We start from the raw sequence: 14117 nt of genomic DNA on the forward strand, positions 1-14117 counted from the left end.
CGCGCGATGCCGTGACGCTCGACGCAGGCGTGCGTGGAACCTCGAACACAGAACGGGCTCGGACCGATCCACCGGTCCGAGCCCGCCGTGTCGCCGGGTCACTCCGAGGCAGTCACCTTCGACGAATTACGCAGGGCCGCGAGCGCGTCGAGCCGCGCCTCGGCCTCGTCGACGATCCGTTCGACGAGCTCCTTGCAGGTCGGCAGGTCGTCGATGATGCCGGTGACCTGACCGGCCGCGAGCACACCCGCCTGGGTGTTGCCCTCGACCAGCCCGGCACGCAGCAGCATCGGGGTGTTCGCGGCCATGATGACCTGCGACCAGGTGAGGTCCTTGGTCTTGCGCATGGCCAGGCCGTCGCGCACCAGGGCCGACCACTTCATGCCGGTCATCTTCTTGAACTTCGCCGCGTTCGACACCGCCGCGGTGAACCCGCGCCAATTGCCCGAATGTTCCAGGCGCTGCACCAGTTCGGTATTGAGCACTCGGTGCGGCATGCCGTCGACCTTGAGCGAGACCACGGTGTCCTGCAGGTGCCGCTTCAGGTACTCCTGTTTGACGGCGTCGGGCACGCTGCTGTCCTGGGTGAGCAGGAAGCGGGTGCCCATCGCCACCCCGGCCGCGCCGTAGGCGAGCGCGGCGGCCAGGCCGCGGCCGTCGAAGAAGCCGCCCGCGGCGACGACGGGGATGTCGACCGCGTCCAGCACCGAGGGCAGCAGCAGGGTGGTGGCGACCGGGCCGGTGTGACCGCCGCCCTCGCCGCCCTGCACGATCACCGCGTCCGCGCCCCAGGAGGCCACCTTCACCGCGTGCTTCGCCGCGCCGATCGACGGGATCACCACGACCCCGGCGTCTTTCAGCTTCGCGATGAGGTCCTTCTTGGGCGCGAGCGCGAACGAGGCGACCGCGACTTTCTCGCGGATGAGCAGGTCGATGCGCTCGCCCGCGTCGCCCGCGTCGGCGCGGATGTTCACGCCGAACGGCCGGTCGGTCTGTGCCTTGGTCTTGGCGATCGCGGCTTCCAGCTCGGCGTAGGTCATCGTCGCCGAGGCGAGGATGCCCAGGCCGCCCGCGTTGGAGGTCGCCGAGACCAGGCTCGGTCCGGCGACCCAGCCCATGCCGGTCTGCACGATGGGGTGCTCGATGCCGACCAGGTCGGTCAGCGCGGTCCGCAAGCGCGGCGTCGGGGTGGTCATGCGGACGGCACCTCCTTCTCGCGAATCTTCCTCGGATCCAGCACTTCCCGGATGATGCGCAGCTGCTCGGCGCTGGGCGCGGGGGAGTGCGGCGCCTCGGCCAGACCGGCGACCTCGAAGGAGGTGTTCTCGGCGACCTCCTCCGGGGTGACGCCGGGGTGCAGGCTGCGGGCCCGCATGGTGTGCTCGGGGCCCTCGAAATCGAAGACACCGAGGTTGGTCACCACGCGATGGATCTTCAGGAACCGGAAGGCCGGGTTGTCCGGGTCGACCTTGTCGTAGCCGACGCCGCAGACGATGTCGACGGCGTCGACGAAGACGCGCTTGTTGTGCTTGGCGACCCAGTAGCTGGTGGCGTGGTTGATGGTGTTGCCGGGCGCGCCGCGCAGGCCGAACATCTGCCGGGTCGGCTGCTGGTGCGGGCCGAAGGCGGAGAGGTTCTGGTTGCCGAAGCGGTCGATCTGGTTGGCGCCCATCACGACGTGGCGACGGCCCGAGGCGAGCACGTCGAAGACCTTGCGGAACGGGATCCAGCCCTCGATGGGGGACTTGCCGCCGAGCGGGGGAGTGTCGGCGAGCAGCAGCGCCTCGCCGTCGGACATCAGCAGATCCGGCTCGGTGGTGAGCCGGGCCAGCCGGGCGCCGAGGGTGGCCATCGGCGTCATCGGCGAGGCGACGATCTCGCCCGCGCCGTCGAAGATCTCCGCGCAGGCGACGGCACAGTACTCGGCCCTGGTGACGGTCTCGGTGCTGGTCATCGCGAGCCCTCCTGCTGTTGTGCGAACCGGCGGACAGCGGCCTGGTACTCGTCCTCGGAGACCGCCAGGTAGGTGTCGACGAACTGCTGCCAGGACTCCGGCGTCTTCGCCGCCTCCACATAGTGGCGCTGGAACTTCTCGTCGCGCTGGTAGTCGCCGGCGAAGGTGAAGTGCGCGCCGTTCGGCGCCTCGACCACCCCGTCGACCATCATGCGGTTGAGCAGCAGTTGCTGCGGTACAACGGCTTTCACCAGTTCCTCGGTGTCCACCACGCGCTCGACCGAGAGGTAGCGGCGCTCGGCGGCCATGCAGTACAGGTCGTCGAAGTACGGGTCGATGCCGGTGTAGGCGGCATTGCCGTGCTCGTCGGCGAGGTCGAGGTGCACCAGCGCGGCGTCGAGGTTCAGCGCGGGCATGGCGGTGAGGGTTTCGGTCTTGCCGTCGGCGCCGGGATACGGCGAGGAGACGGTCTTCAGCTCACCCTCCCAGAAGGTGAACACATCCGAGCCGAGCCCGGCGCGGATCGGCAGGAACGGCAGCCGGGCCGCGGCCGCCTCCAGCCCGCACTTGAGCATGCCCTCGTCCATCTCGCGCGACACGATCGCTCCGGAGGTGCGGGCCTTGCCGAACCACGGGTCGTAGAACGGCGCGGAGTCCAGCGACACGAAGCCGTAGTAGGCCTTGCGCACCTTGCCCGCCGAGCACAGCAGGCCCAGGTCGGGGCCGCCGTAGCTGACCACGGTCAGGTCGGTGACGTCCGAGCGCAGGATGGCGCGCACCAGCGCCATCGGCTTGCGTCGCGAACCCCAGCCGCCGATGCCGATGGTCATGCCGCTGCGCAGCTCGCCGACCACGTCGTCGAGCGACATTCGTTTGTCTTTCATCGTCCTCACTCCTGGTTCGCGGACTTGCGGGCCGCGAGGTCGTCGTCGAAGCGGGCGCGGATCTCGTCGGCGACGCCCGCCAGATTGAGTTCGAAGGTGAAGCCCTGCTCGTAGCGGTAGCTGCGGTGCACGTCCTGGATGTCGATGCCGTTGAGGGCCTTCTTGGCCGCGCGGATCACCCGGCCGTCCTTGGCGGCGATGTTCTCGGCCACCTTCAAGGTCGCGGCATCGAGCTCGGCGCGCGGCACCACCTGGTACACCGAGCCGTGGTGGTGCAACTGCTGGGCGGTGATGGTGCTCGCGGTGTAGAACAGCGCGCGCATCAGGTGCTGGGGGACCAGCCGGGCCAGGTGGGTGGCCGCGCCCAGCGCGCCGCGATCGACCTCGGGCAGGCCGAAAGTGGCGTCGTCGGAGGCGATCACGACGTCCGCGTTGCCGACCAGGCCGATGCCGCCACCCAGGCAGAAGCCCTGCACCGAGGCGATCACCGGGACCGGGCAGTCGTACACCGCGCCGAACGCCTCGAAGCAGCCGTGGTTGGCGTCGATGAGCGCCTGGTGTCCCGGCTTGCTCTGGATCTCCTTGATGTCGACGCCCGCGTTGAAACCGCGGTTCTCCGCGCGCAGCACCACGACCTTGGTCTTCCGGTCGCGCCCGGCCTCGCGGATCTCGTCGGCGATGGCGAACCAGCCGTCGGTGGGGATGGCGTTGACCGGCGGGTAGTCGATCGTGACGACGGCGATGCCGGTGGATTCGGTGTGACGGTTGATGCCCATCGCAGGCCCTTCGTAGATGCAGCTCTGGTGACAAAGCGAATGGTTGGCAAAGCAAGCAGTTGCTTGGTAGGTTAGCACGGTGGGACTCGAAATCGACCTGTCCGATCGCGTCGTCTTGGTGACCGGCGGGGCACGTGGTGTGGGCGCGGGCATCAGCCGGGAATTCCTCGCCGCCGGGGCGACCGTCGTCGTGTGCGCGCGCCGCGAACCCGAGACGCCGGTGAGCTTCGAGGGCAGGCGGGCGCACTTCCTGCCCTGCGATGTGCGCGACGCCGAGGCGGTGCGCGCCCTGGTCGACACCGTGGTCGATACCCACGGCCGTCTCGATCACGCGGTCAACAACGCGGGCGGCGCACCGTTCGCGCCCGCCGCGACGGCCAGCGTCAACTTCCACACCAAGATCCTGGAACTGAATCTGATGTCGGCGCTGTGGGTTTCACAGGCCGCCAATGCCGTGATGCAACAGCAGCCCGAGGGCGGATCGATCGTGATGATCTCCAGCCTCAGCGGGCACCGGCCCTCGCCGGGCACCGCCGCCTACGGCGCCGCCAAGGCGGGCGTGGACAGCCTCACCCAGTCGCTGGCGATGGAATGGGCGCCCAAGGTGCGCGTCAACTCCCTGATCGTCGGCCCGGTCGAGACCGAGCTGAGCGAACTGCATTACGGCGATCGAGCGGGCATCGACGCGGTGGCCTCGACCATCCCGCTCGGGCGGCTGGCCAAGCCCGAGGACGTCGGCCGGGTCGCGGTGTTCCTCGCCTCCCCGCTGGCCGCCTATGTGAGCGGGGCGATGGTGCAGGTGCACGGTGGCGGTGAACGGCCCCCCTTCCTCGCCGTGTCCACCGCGGGCAACAGCGCAGTGGGTAACAGCGCAGCGGGCAACGGCACCGCGAGCACAGGCGAGCAGCAGCGGGCCTGACCCGCATCGAGAACGGAAAGAGGACAACGGAATGGATCAGCAGATCTGCGCGGGGCGTGTCGTCATCGTCACCGGCGCCGGACGCGGAATCGGCCGCGCGCACGCGCTGGCCTTCGCCGCGGCGGGCGCCCGGGTGGTCGTCAACGACATCGGCTCGTCCCTGCACGGCGACGCCACCGGCGAGCGTCCGGCCGAACAGGTGGTCGCCGAGATTCGGGCGGCGGGCGGCGAGGCGGTGGCCAACTACGACGACGTCGCCGACTGGACGGGCTCGCGCAATCTCGTGCAGCAGGCCGTGGACACCTTCGGCACACTCGACGTGCTGGTCAACAACGCCGGTTTCGTGCGCGACCGGATGCTGGTCAATCTCTCCGAGGAAGAATGGGATTCGGTCGTGCGGGTCCACCTCAAGGGCCACTTCGCGACCATGCGGCACGCCGGTGAGTACTGGCGCGCGCGATCCAAGGCGGGCCACCCGGTGGATGCGCGCGTGATCAACACCAGTTCCGGCGCGGGCCTGCAGGGCAGCGTCGGACAATCCAATTATGGTGCGGCCAAAGCGGGTATCGCCGGGCTGACCCTGACCGCGTCCGCGGAATTCGCCCGCTACGGCGCCACGGTCAACGCCATCGCGCCCTCGGCGCGCACCCGGATGACCGAGACCGTTTTCGCCGACATGATGGCCAAGCCCGATTCCGGCTTCGACGCTATGGCCCCGGAGAACATCTCGCCACTGGTGGTGTGGCTGGGCAGTGCCGAATCGGCCGCGGTCACCGGGCGCGTGTTCGAGCTCGAGGGCGGCAAGGTGGCCCTCGCCGACGGCTGGCGCCACGGCGTTGCCGTCGACCGGGGAGCGCGCTGGGATCCGGCCGAGCTGGGGCCGGTCGTCGCCGATCTCATCGCCAAATCCGCGCCGCCGGAAGCGGTATACGGAGCCTGATCGCCGCGCGCTCGAGCGCGGCCCGTCTCGGCGGTCGAAGAAGCCCTCATAGCCACTGTTCTCGGCTTTTCCCACGGTTGCTAACGTTCTTCGCACATTATTCGGTAAGCGCATTAGTATGTGCTCCCGTTGTACGAAGTCCCGGCGGGAGTGGGTGACCGAGCGGGATTGCCGCTGTACAGAGGGGAGGGCGGCCGATGGCCGCTGGTCGCGCGAGGCGCGTTGTGGCCGTGGCGAGCGCTGTTGCCGGAATTGCGCTGTCCGCTTCCACCGGAGCGTCGGCCGCGCCGGCGAGCGAGGGCGGCAAGCCGCCGCTCGACTCGGTCACAGCCGTTCCGGCCGAGCCCGCCGCCCCCGCGCAGCCCGCGACCGACTCCGATGTGCCCCTCGACCTGTCCGTGGACCAAGGTCCTGCCAACGGCAACTCCGGCAACGGCAACTCCGGCAACGGCAACTCCGGCAACGGCAACTCCGGGAACGGGAACGCCGGGAACGGGAATTCGGGCGGGGGCACCCCGTGGATCGATCCAGGGGGCGGCTCACCCGGCGACGCCGGTCCCGGTGGTGCTTCGGACGGTAACTCCGGCGGCAGCCCTTCCGGCACCGAGTCCGGGGCGGGTGGCCCGGCCGACGGCGACGCCACCGAGGGGAGTCCCGGTGGAGGAGAATCCGGCAACAGCAACGCGAACGGCACCCTCGGCAACGGGAATCCGAACAACGGCAATCCCGGTGGCGGGAACCCGGGGAACGGGAATTCCGGCTACCAGGGCAATGCGGGTGCGAACCCCGGACAGGGCGAGAGCGGTCCGATCGCGAACGTTCCCGAGCCGCCCCCGACCGGATCGGCATCCGGGTCGGAAGCGAGCGGCACTCCGGCGCCCGGCCTTCCGGTCGGACCGGAACTCTCGCTCGACCCGCCCACGACATCCGATGCGCCCGAGCCGATCGGTGCCACCGGGTCCGGTGCGGGCTCGGCGGCCGGTTCCGCGGGCGCGACCGTCGTGCTCGGCAGCGGCTCTGCCGGTCTCGCCGCGGTACTGGGCGCCGGTTCGTCAGGACTCGTCACCGTGCTCGGGACCGGTTCGGCGGGTGTGGGGCTCGGCCCGGCGACCGGCTCCGCCGGACTCGGCGCCGGATCCGCCGGACTCGGTCTGGGGCTGGGCGTCGGTTCGGCCGGACTCGGTCTGGGGCTGGGCGCCGGATCTGTGGGACTCGGCTCGGCGCTCGGTGCCGGTTCGGCGGGCGCGGCGCTCGGTTCGGCGGCGGTCGGTTCGGCAGTACCGCTGCTACTGCTGCTGATCCCGCTGCCCAGCGTGCCCGCGTCACCTGTCCCGTCGGTGCCCGCCACGCCGTCGACGCCCCTGGACATTCCTTCCGCGCCAACGCCTTCCGCGCCTTCCCTGCCGACGGGGCCGTCCGCCGAGCAATCCGCACTGCCGGTCTCAGCTCCCACCGCTGTCGAGGCCGCCCCCGATCCGCCTCCGGCCGCCCCCGCCGAGCGGCCTCGCTCCCACGCGTCGCCGCCCGCGCCGGACCACTCCGTGCGCCCGACCAGCGCCGAAGCCGAGCCGCCCGACACGGACGGACTGGTGGTGCTCGGCGGCCTGGCCGCGATGGCACTGGTCGCCGCGGGCGCGGGCGCGGTCAGTTTCCAGAGCGCCTCTGCCGCCCAAGCCCGAGTCGACGCCGCGCGCGCCGAGTTCTTCGGCCCGAGGCTGTAGGGCCCGAGGTTGTGAGGATGACCATGAGTCAGAGCAGAACCAGGATCAATCCGCGGTCCTACCGCCGGGTCGCGGCCGCGGTCGACGCGGTCTGCGCGGTCGCCGCCGATTTCGACGCCACCACGCTCGAGCAGGTGGTCGCCGCCGTCTCCGCCGAGCGGATGCGTGACATCGAGATCGCCGACGCCGACCTCGGGCCGGGTGTCTGCGGTCAGCGGCGCTTCTACCCGGACCGCGACGTGATCGTGCTGGCGACCGCATTGCCCAGCCGGGAACACACACTGGCGCACGAACTCGGGCACATCGTGTTCAACCACGCAGGCGCGCCCGCCGCCGAGGTGACCCTCGAGGCGAGCGACGATCTGATCGCCTACATGCTCAGCCAGCGGGCGCACCAGCAGATCGTCGACGACGGCGCGGACGAGATGGCCGAATGGGAGGCCGAGACCTTCGCGGCGATGCTGATGACGCGGCTACGCGTGTTCAACAGCCGGGGCGCGGGCGTCTCGGCCCTTCGATTCGACGAGGCTCTCGGATGACCGTGTGGTTGACAGCTCTTCTGGTTTGGGTTGCCGTCGGGGCCCGCGTGGGCCGCGTCTTGGTGCGGCCGGCGACGACGCCGCGCGTGGCGATCGTGACCGCCGTGGCCGCGGTCGGCGCGGCTGCCACGGTGGGGGTGCCGGAAATCGCGCTGGCAGTGGACAATCTGCGTCCGGCCGGACTGCCGGCCGGATCGCTGTCCGACGGCGCACACCTCTCGGCCTGGATCGCCTTCGCCACGGCCACCTCGGTGGTGGCCGCCGCCGCGTGGCCGGTGGTGTCGCGGCGCAATCTTCGCCAGATCGCATCGGTGATCTACGGCGTGGGCGCGCTGGCGATCCTCGGCACACTGGTGTCGTCGTTCACCGCCGGTTGGGTGGCGCTCGTCCTGGCCTGCGCGTTCATCGTGCTCACCGGTCTGCGCAACCTGGACTGGACCGCCCTCGGCCGAGGCATCGCCGTCTATACCGCCGGTACTGCCGTGGTCGGCGTGCTCGCGGCGTTGCAGGCGTGGCGGTCGTGGACCGGCGCCGAGTCGATGGAGCCGGGGCAGGCGCAATGGGCGTGGCCGGTGTGGTCGGCGGCTTCGTTACTGCTCGCGCTCGGCGCGGTGTGGATCGTGGTGGAACTGTGGGTGCGCGCCAAGCAGACGTTGCGCGATACCAGGGCGCTGCACCGGACGATGCTCGAACGCTTCCCCGAGGTGATCGCGCACGAGCAGCCGAGCTCGTCCACTCAGTTGCGCGCCTCCGACCAGGTCGCCCAGATCATGGACGCGCTGTATCTGCAGTCCGGCAGCGGCATCGAGCTGGTCGCCGCGGGCAGTCCGCCCGCCGACGTGCCCGTGCGAGCCGAGCGGGTGGCCCGCTGGGCGCGTAACCCGTTGGGCGAGATCGTGGTCGACGCGCGCTGGATCGCGCCTCCGGAGGACATCAGCCCGCGTGGCTGGGTGCGGGCGATCGCCCGGGCCTTCGACGCGTCCGACGAAGCTCTGCTGGTGAGCGGCAACGCCGAACGCTGACCACCCGATCGATCGCCGACCGCAGTCGTTCAGCGATCGATCGAGGTTCACATCCTCGGTCGTCCGGCGGTGAGGTCGGGCGTCGTCACGGAGAACTGTGCGGCATCCCGAGAAACCACCAGGGCATTCGGGTCTTGTCACAGACATTCGCGATCGCTGTACGATCACGGAGGCGTTGCCGGGGAGGTTTTGGTGAGATAGGTATCCGTGTCCCCGGAAATGCACGTACGTCTGTACTTGCAATAGTGAGTTTCCGCGTGAGAAGCCGAAGCGTGAATTGATCGCGGCATTGCCGCGACCTCGCCGCCGCTGCCTGCCCCTGCACGGGCGGGCGTGACGGCGTCGCCGCCCACGCGGGCGGCGGGCAGAACGCGGGCAGTGCGGCCCGGAGGACGCACTGCCCGCGTTGCCGGTGAACCTATTCCGTGCCGTCCGGAGGAATTTCGGGCAGGCCTTCGCTTGCTCGCAACTTCTCCGCCATGGAGGTCAGCAGGTTCTGTGATTCTTCGGAGAGGTCGAAAGCCCTACTCGACAAGCGACGCAGTCCATAGCCCTGCAGCTGGGACAGCAGCTCCAGATCGTGATCGATCTTGGCAGCGTAGATGTCGTTGAAGAAGTAGTCCGGCTTGACCTTGAAGAACTTGGCCAGCGCCGCCACCGTCTCATCCGAGGGATTCGTCCGCTGTCCCGACCGCAGCTGCGACAGATACGGTTTCGAGATCGGATGACCGGAGGCGGTCAGCGCAGCCGCCACCTCCGCGTTGGTGTGAGGCTTGCGCCCCGGGGGATGCACGGTTTCGAACAGCTTGTTCAGCCGCGCCGCGAAATCAGCCATTGTGAGCCGCCCAATTCCCTTCACTGTACTAACAGTCGTTATCTCGGATACCTATCATTGATATTAGCGGCTCAGTAACTGAAAACCTACGCCTGATTCGGGTTTTCCTTCGCGAACCAGGGCTCCGATGTGGCGAACCGGTCGACTCTATAGCGTTTGCGGGTCACCCCAACGCCTCCAGTGGACCCCCGGTACGCACCGGTTCCGGCCCGTCGCGACGGTCTTCGGAAGTCATCCCATGATAACCGTGAGATAGCTGACATCTCATGTGTTTACCACCGACGCGGATGGTGTGGTGTACGACACGTTTTGCCGGGCTGGGGATGAAGGTTCAACATACGGTCGAGATTTGGGCAAATGACCTAGATGCGCTCGATGATCGTGCCGGTCGCCATCGCCCCGCCGGCGCACATCAAGATCATCGCGGTGCTTCCGCCGGTCCGTTCGAGTTCGTGCAAAGCCGTTGTGATGAGCCGAGACCCGGTCGATCCGACCGGGTGGCCGAGTGCGATCGCGCCGCCGTTGACGTTCACCCGGTCCATGTCGGGCTTGTGTACCTGGGCCCAGGACAGGACGACCGAGGCGAAGGCTTCGTTGATCTCGAACAGATCGATGTCGCCGATGCTCATACCCGAACGCTCCAACAGTCGGGAGCAGGCCTGCACCGGGCCGTCGAGATGGAACTCCGGTTCGCCACCGACCAGTGCCTGAGTGCGGATCCGCGCGCGCGGACGCAAACCCTCACGCTGCGCGACCTTTTCGTCCATGAGCAGAACCGCGGCCGCGCCGTCGGAGATCTGCGAGGACGTGCCCGCGGTGTGGATGCCGCCTTCCATGACCGGCTTCAGCTTCGCCAGCCCTTCCTTGGTGGTCTCGCGCAGGCCCTGATCGCGGGTCACCTCGTGCTGTTCGCCGGTGAGCGTGCCTTCCTTGTCGACCACCGGGGCGGTGACCGGGATGATCTCGCGGTCGAATCGACCCTCGGCCCAGGCCTGGGCGGCCAGTCGCTGGGAGCGCACGCCGAGTTCGTCCACGTCGTCGCGAGTGATGCCGCGGCGCTTGGCGATCCGCTCGGCGGCCTCGAACTGGTTGGGCAGATCGATGCTCCACGACGCCGGGCGACGCGGGCCCGCGTTCTCGCCGATGTTCGCGCCCAGGGGAACTCGGCTCATCGCCTCCACGCCGCAGGCCATGCCGATCTCGATGGCGCCGGTGGCGATGAGGCCGGCGATCAGGTGGTTGGCCTGCTGGGCCGAACCGCACTGCGCGTCGACGGTGGTCGCCCCGGTCTGCCAGGGCAGTCCGGCGTGCAGCCAGGCGACGCGGGCGATGTTGTTGGACTGCTCGCCCGCCTGGGTGACGCAGCCGCCGATGACCTGTTCGATCAGTGCCGGGTCGAGGCCGGCGCGATCGAGCAGGCCGCGCTGAGCGAGGCCGAGGAGTTCGGCGGCGTGCAGGCCGGCGAGTGCGCCGCGGCGCTTGCCGATCGGGGTACGTACGGCCTCGACGATGACGGGAGTGCCCATCGGGGGAACCTTCCTCTCGGGAAAACTGGAACGTGTGACAGCTGGATGCCCAGGTCTTCTTTACTAGTGCGACCGGCTGTGCTGGAATTGATTGTAGAACGTGTTTCAGTTTGCCGACGTGGTCGATCCGGACGTGGGCAATCTGCGAGCGAGACATCTGCGGTGAAGGAGACATCTGGTGGTTGAGACTCGGAACGCCCGCCCGAATCTGCCGGAAGGGTTCGACGTGACGGACCCCGACATCTATGCCGAGCGAGTTCCGGTCGAAGAATTCGCCGAGCTGCGCCGGTCCGCCCCGATCTGGTGGAACCCGCAGCCGCCGGAGGTCGGCGGATTCCACGACGAGGGCTTCTGGGTCGTCTCCAAGCACGCCGACATCAAGGAGGTGTCGCGGCGCAGCGACGTGTTCTCCAACTTCGAGAACACCGCCATCCCGCGCTTCAACGACGACATCACCCGCGAGCAGATCGAGCTGCAGCGCATCGTGATGCTGAACATGGATGCCCCGGAGCACACCAAGCTGCGCAAGATCATCTCGCGCGGCTTCACCCCGCGGGCCATCAACGGCCTGCGCGCCGAGCTCTCGGCCAAGGCGGAGCAGATCGTCAAGGCCGCCGCCGAGGCGGGCTCGGGCGATTTCGTCACCCAGGTGGCCTGTGAGCTGCCGCTGCAGGCGATCGCCGAGCTGATCGGCATCCCGCAGGAGGACCGGATGAAGGTGTTCACCTGGTCCAACCAGATGACCGGTTACGACGATCCGGACAACGACGCCGACCCCGTGGTCGCCTCGGCCGAGGTGCTCGGCTACGCCTACCAGATGGCCGCCGCCCGCAAGGCCTGCCCGGCCGACGACATCGTCACCACTCTCATCGAGGCCGACGTCGACGGTGACAAGCTCACCGAGGAGGAATTCGGCTTCTTCGTGATCATGCTGGCGGTGGCGGGCAACGAGACCACCCGCAACGCCATCTCGCACGGCATGATCGCCTTCCTGGAGAACCCCGACCAGTGGGAGCTCTACAAGAAGGAGCGCCCGGCCACCGCCGCCGACGAGATCATCCGCTGGGCCACCCCGGTCACCTCCTTCCAGCGCACCGCGCTCGAGGATGTCGAGCTCGGCGGCGTCCAGATCAAGAAGGGGCAGCGCCTGGTGCTGGCCTACCGGTCGGCCAACTTCGACGAGGACGTCTTCGAGAACCCGCTGAAGTTCGACATCATGCGCGCGGACAACCCGCACCTGTCCTTCGGCGGCACCGGCGCGCACTTCTGCATCGGCGCGAACCTGGCCCGCCTGGAGATCGACCTGATCTTCAACGCCATCGCCGACCACCTGCCCGACATCACCAAGATCGGCGATCCGCAGCGGCTGCGTTCGGGCTGGCTGAACGGCATCAAGGAATTCCAGGTGGATTACAAGACCGGTGGTTGCCCGGTCAAGCACTGACGCTCCGGTTCGGCCGGTCGCGAGCGACACCGCGATCCGGCCATCCGGCGCTGTGCGCCGCGATCCGGCCGTTCGGTGCGGTGACGGAGACTACCGGCACCTCGGCGCGGCCTCGGTGCCGTGCGCGCGACGGTGCCGACCACCGCGCTGACGCCGCGTAGCGAGAAACACGGAAGGCCCTCGAATCGGTGTGATTCGAGGGCCTTCGTGGTGGCCTGGGGACTCTGCCCGGCGTTCAGTGCGCCGGACGCGCGGTCTTCATGGCGCGGTCGAGTTCCCAGTAGGCGCGCAAGGCCGCGATCTTTCCCTCCGCGTCGACCCGGTAGGTGAACACGCCCTCGGCGTCGATGAGGTGCCCGCCCAGGGTCGTGCGGATGAGGCCGGTGAAAGCTACCTCGTCGCCGCAGGCGAAGGAGTCCTCGAAGCGGAATTCGATGGACTCGGTCGGCGCGATCGCGGTGTCCCAGAACGCGCCGATGGCGTCGAGGCCGTGATGGCCCCGGCCCTCGGGGTCGAAGCCGGACGGCCCGATGGGGTCCTCGACGACCCCATCGACGGCGAACAGCGACAGCCATGCCGCCTTGTCGCGGGAGCGCACGGCCGCCTGGGAGGCCAGGCCCGCCGCGCGCGCGGGATGTTCGGTGATCCTCGATTCGGCGGCGGTGCTCATCGCGCCCGCCCGATGATCGGGTCGGCGATGTACTTCTCGGCGAAGCGGCGCAGCGAGTCCTGCTTGGCGGCGAGTTCGCCGTCGAAGCCGATACCGTCGAACAGCCAGGGCACCACGATCGCGTCGGTCACGCCCGCGTCGGCGAGATCCTGATAGCCCTCGCGGCCCGCCTTGTCCACACACACCGCCTGGATCTCGAACGGCACCTCCGTGCGGCCGAACTCGGCCCGCAGCGCGTCCAGCTTGCCGATGGTGTCGGTCAGTTCGGCGAAGGTCATCATGGCCGAGGTCCAGCCGTCGCCGACCCTGGCCGCCCGGCGCAGCGCCACGTCGGTGTGTCCGCCGATGTAGAACGGCACCGGCTCGCTCGGCGCGGGACTGATCTGCAGCTCGTCGAAATCGTAGAACTCGCCGTGGAATTCGACCATGCCGCCGCCCAGCGCCAGCTTGATGACCTCGATCATCTCGTCGACCCGCGCGCCGCGGCGGGCGTAGGGCTGCCCGCACCACTCGAATTCCTCCGGCGCCCAGCCGATGCCGACGCCGAATCCGAACCGGTTGTTCGACAGGTTCGCTACCGAGCCGACCTGCCTGGCCAGCAGCAGCGGATTACGCGAGCCCAGTTTGAGGACGTTGGTGTAGAAGCGCAGCCGGGTGGTCACCGCGGCCATCGCGGTGGCGCCGATCAGCGGGTCCACCCACGGGGTGTCCGCGCCCCAGAACCGGGAGCCGTCGGCGGTGTAGGGGTACTTCGCCGCCGCCGACTTCATGTAGAACAGCGAGTCCGGCAGCGCGATGGAGGTGAAGCCACACTCCTCGGCGGTGCGCGCCAGCTCGCCCAGCTGCTCGAGCGGGCTGAGCGCGATGCCGAGGGTGAACTGCAACGG

At 69.0% G+C, this 14117-nt stretch carries 14 protein-coding genes; 6 read left to right on the forward strand and 8 right to left on the reverse strand.

Going from position 1 to position 14117, the window contains the following annotated elements; translation table 11 throughout:
• Positions 1-98 precede the first annotated feature (98 nt).
• Genes IU449_RS15205 through IU449_RS15220 form a run of 4 tightly spaced genes read right to left on the reverse strand, consistent with a single transcriptional unit; the run spans position 99 to position 3614 of the window.
• Positions 99-1196 (reverse strand): NAD(P)H-dependent flavin oxidoreductase, encoded by a 1098-nt coding sequence (locus IU449_RS15205; RefSeq protein ID WP_195002760.1) that lies wholly within the window; start codon positions 1194-1196, stop codon positions 99-101.
• Entirely contained in the window at positions 1193-1954 is a 762-nt protein-coding gene (locus IU449_RS15210; RefSeq protein ID WP_195002761.1) for a CoA-transferase subunit beta, read from the reverse strand. Before IU449_RS15210 ends, IU449_RS15205 begins: the two co-directional genes overlap by 4 nt.
• A complete protein-coding gene (locus IU449_RS15215; protein WP_228804730.1) occupies positions 1951-2838 on the reverse strand; it encodes a CoA-transferase in 888 nt (295 codons plus the stop codon). The genes IU449_RS15210 and IU449_RS15215 overlap by 4 nt, the downstream gene beginning before the upstream one ends.
• A 5-nt stretch (positions 2839-2843) precedes the next feature.
• Positions 2844-3614 carry an enoyl-CoA hydratase family protein gene (locus IU449_RS15220; protein ID WP_195002763.1) on the reverse strand — a complete coding sequence of 257 codons (771 nt, stop codon included), beginning with the start codon at positions 3612-3614 and terminating at the stop codon, positions 2844-2846.
• A gap of 79 nt (positions 3615-3693) precedes the next feature.
• Here IU449_RS15220 and IU449_RS15225 point away from each other — a divergent pair, with 79 nt between their 5' ends.
• From IU449_RS15225 to IU449_RS15245, 5 genes are all read left to right on the forward strand, one after another.
• Entirely contained in the window at positions 3694-4533 is an 840-nt protein-coding gene (locus tag IU449_RS15225; protein WP_195002764.1) for an SDR family oxidoreductase, read from the forward strand.
• A gap of 31 nt (positions 4534-4564) precedes the next feature.
• Entirely contained in the window at positions 4565-5473 is a 909-nt protein-coding gene (locus tag IU449_RS15230; protein WP_195002765.1) for an SDR family oxidoreductase, read from the forward strand.
• Between the two features lie 230 nt (positions 5474-5703).
• Positions 5704-7194 carry a hypothetical protein gene (locus tag IU449_RS15235; RefSeq protein ID WP_195002766.1) on the forward strand — a complete coding sequence of 497 codons (1491 nt, stop codon included), beginning with the start codon at positions 5704-5706 and terminating at the stop codon, positions 7192-7194.
• A gap of 23 nt (positions 7195-7217) precedes the next feature.
• Positions 7218-7733, forward strand: coding sequence for an ImmA/IrrE family metallo-endopeptidase (locus IU449_RS15240; protein WP_195002767.1), 516 nt, complete (start codon positions 7218-7220; stop codon positions 7731-7733).
• Between the two features lie 86 nt (positions 7734-7819).
• The gene (locus IU449_RS15245) at positions 7820-8755 is read left to right on the forward strand and encodes a hypothetical protein (protein WP_324188265.1); all 936 of its coding nucleotides are present in this window, start codon (positions 7820-7822) and stop codon (positions 8753-8755) included.
• A 418-nt stretch (positions 8756-9173) separates the two neighbouring features.
• Here IU449_RS15245 and IU449_RS15250 read toward each other — a convergent pair whose 3' ends face one another.
• Both IU449_RS15250 and IU449_RS15255 read right to left on the reverse strand, forming a co-directional pair.
• Entirely contained in the window at positions 9174-9590 is a 417-nt protein-coding gene (locus IU449_RS15250) for a helix-turn-helix domain-containing protein (protein ID WP_011207048.1), read from the reverse strand.
• Between the two features lie 362 nt (positions 9591-9952).
• The gene (locus IU449_RS15255) at positions 9953-11116 is read right to left on the reverse strand and encodes a steroid 3-ketoacyl-CoA thiolase (protein WP_195002769.1); all 1164 of its coding nucleotides are present in this window, start codon (positions 11114-11116) and stop codon (positions 9953-9955) included.
• 178 nt (positions 11117-11294) lie between these two features.
• Between IU449_RS15255 and IU449_RS15260 the strand changes: the two genes are divergently transcribed.
• Entirely contained in the window at positions 11295-12560 is a 1266-nt protein-coding gene (locus tag IU449_RS15260; RefSeq protein WP_195002770.1) for a cytochrome P450, read from the forward strand.
• 235 nt (positions 12561-12795) lie between these two features.
• Here IU449_RS15260 and IU449_RS15265 read toward each other — a convergent pair whose 3' ends face one another.
• Both IU449_RS15265 and IU449_RS15270 read right to left on the reverse strand, forming a co-directional pair.
• Complete coding sequence (locus tag IU449_RS15265) at positions 12796-13230, reverse strand: nuclear transport factor 2 family protein (RefSeq protein WP_195002771.1); 435 nt, start codon at positions 13228-13230, stop codon at positions 12796-12798.
• Positions 13227-14114, reverse strand: coding sequence for a TIGR03619 family F420-dependent LLM class oxidoreductase (locus tag IU449_RS15270; protein ID WP_195003218.1), 888 nt, complete (start codon positions 14112-14114; stop codon positions 13227-13229). The genes IU449_RS15265 and IU449_RS15270 overlap by 4 nt, the downstream gene beginning before the upstream one ends.
• Positions 14115-14117: the final 3 nt, after the last annotated feature.

The organism is Nocardia higoensis, assembly GCF_015477835.1.
Classification (GTDB): Bacteria; Actinomycetota; Actinomycetes; order Mycobacteriales; family Mycobacteriaceae; genus Nocardia; species Nocardia higoensis_A.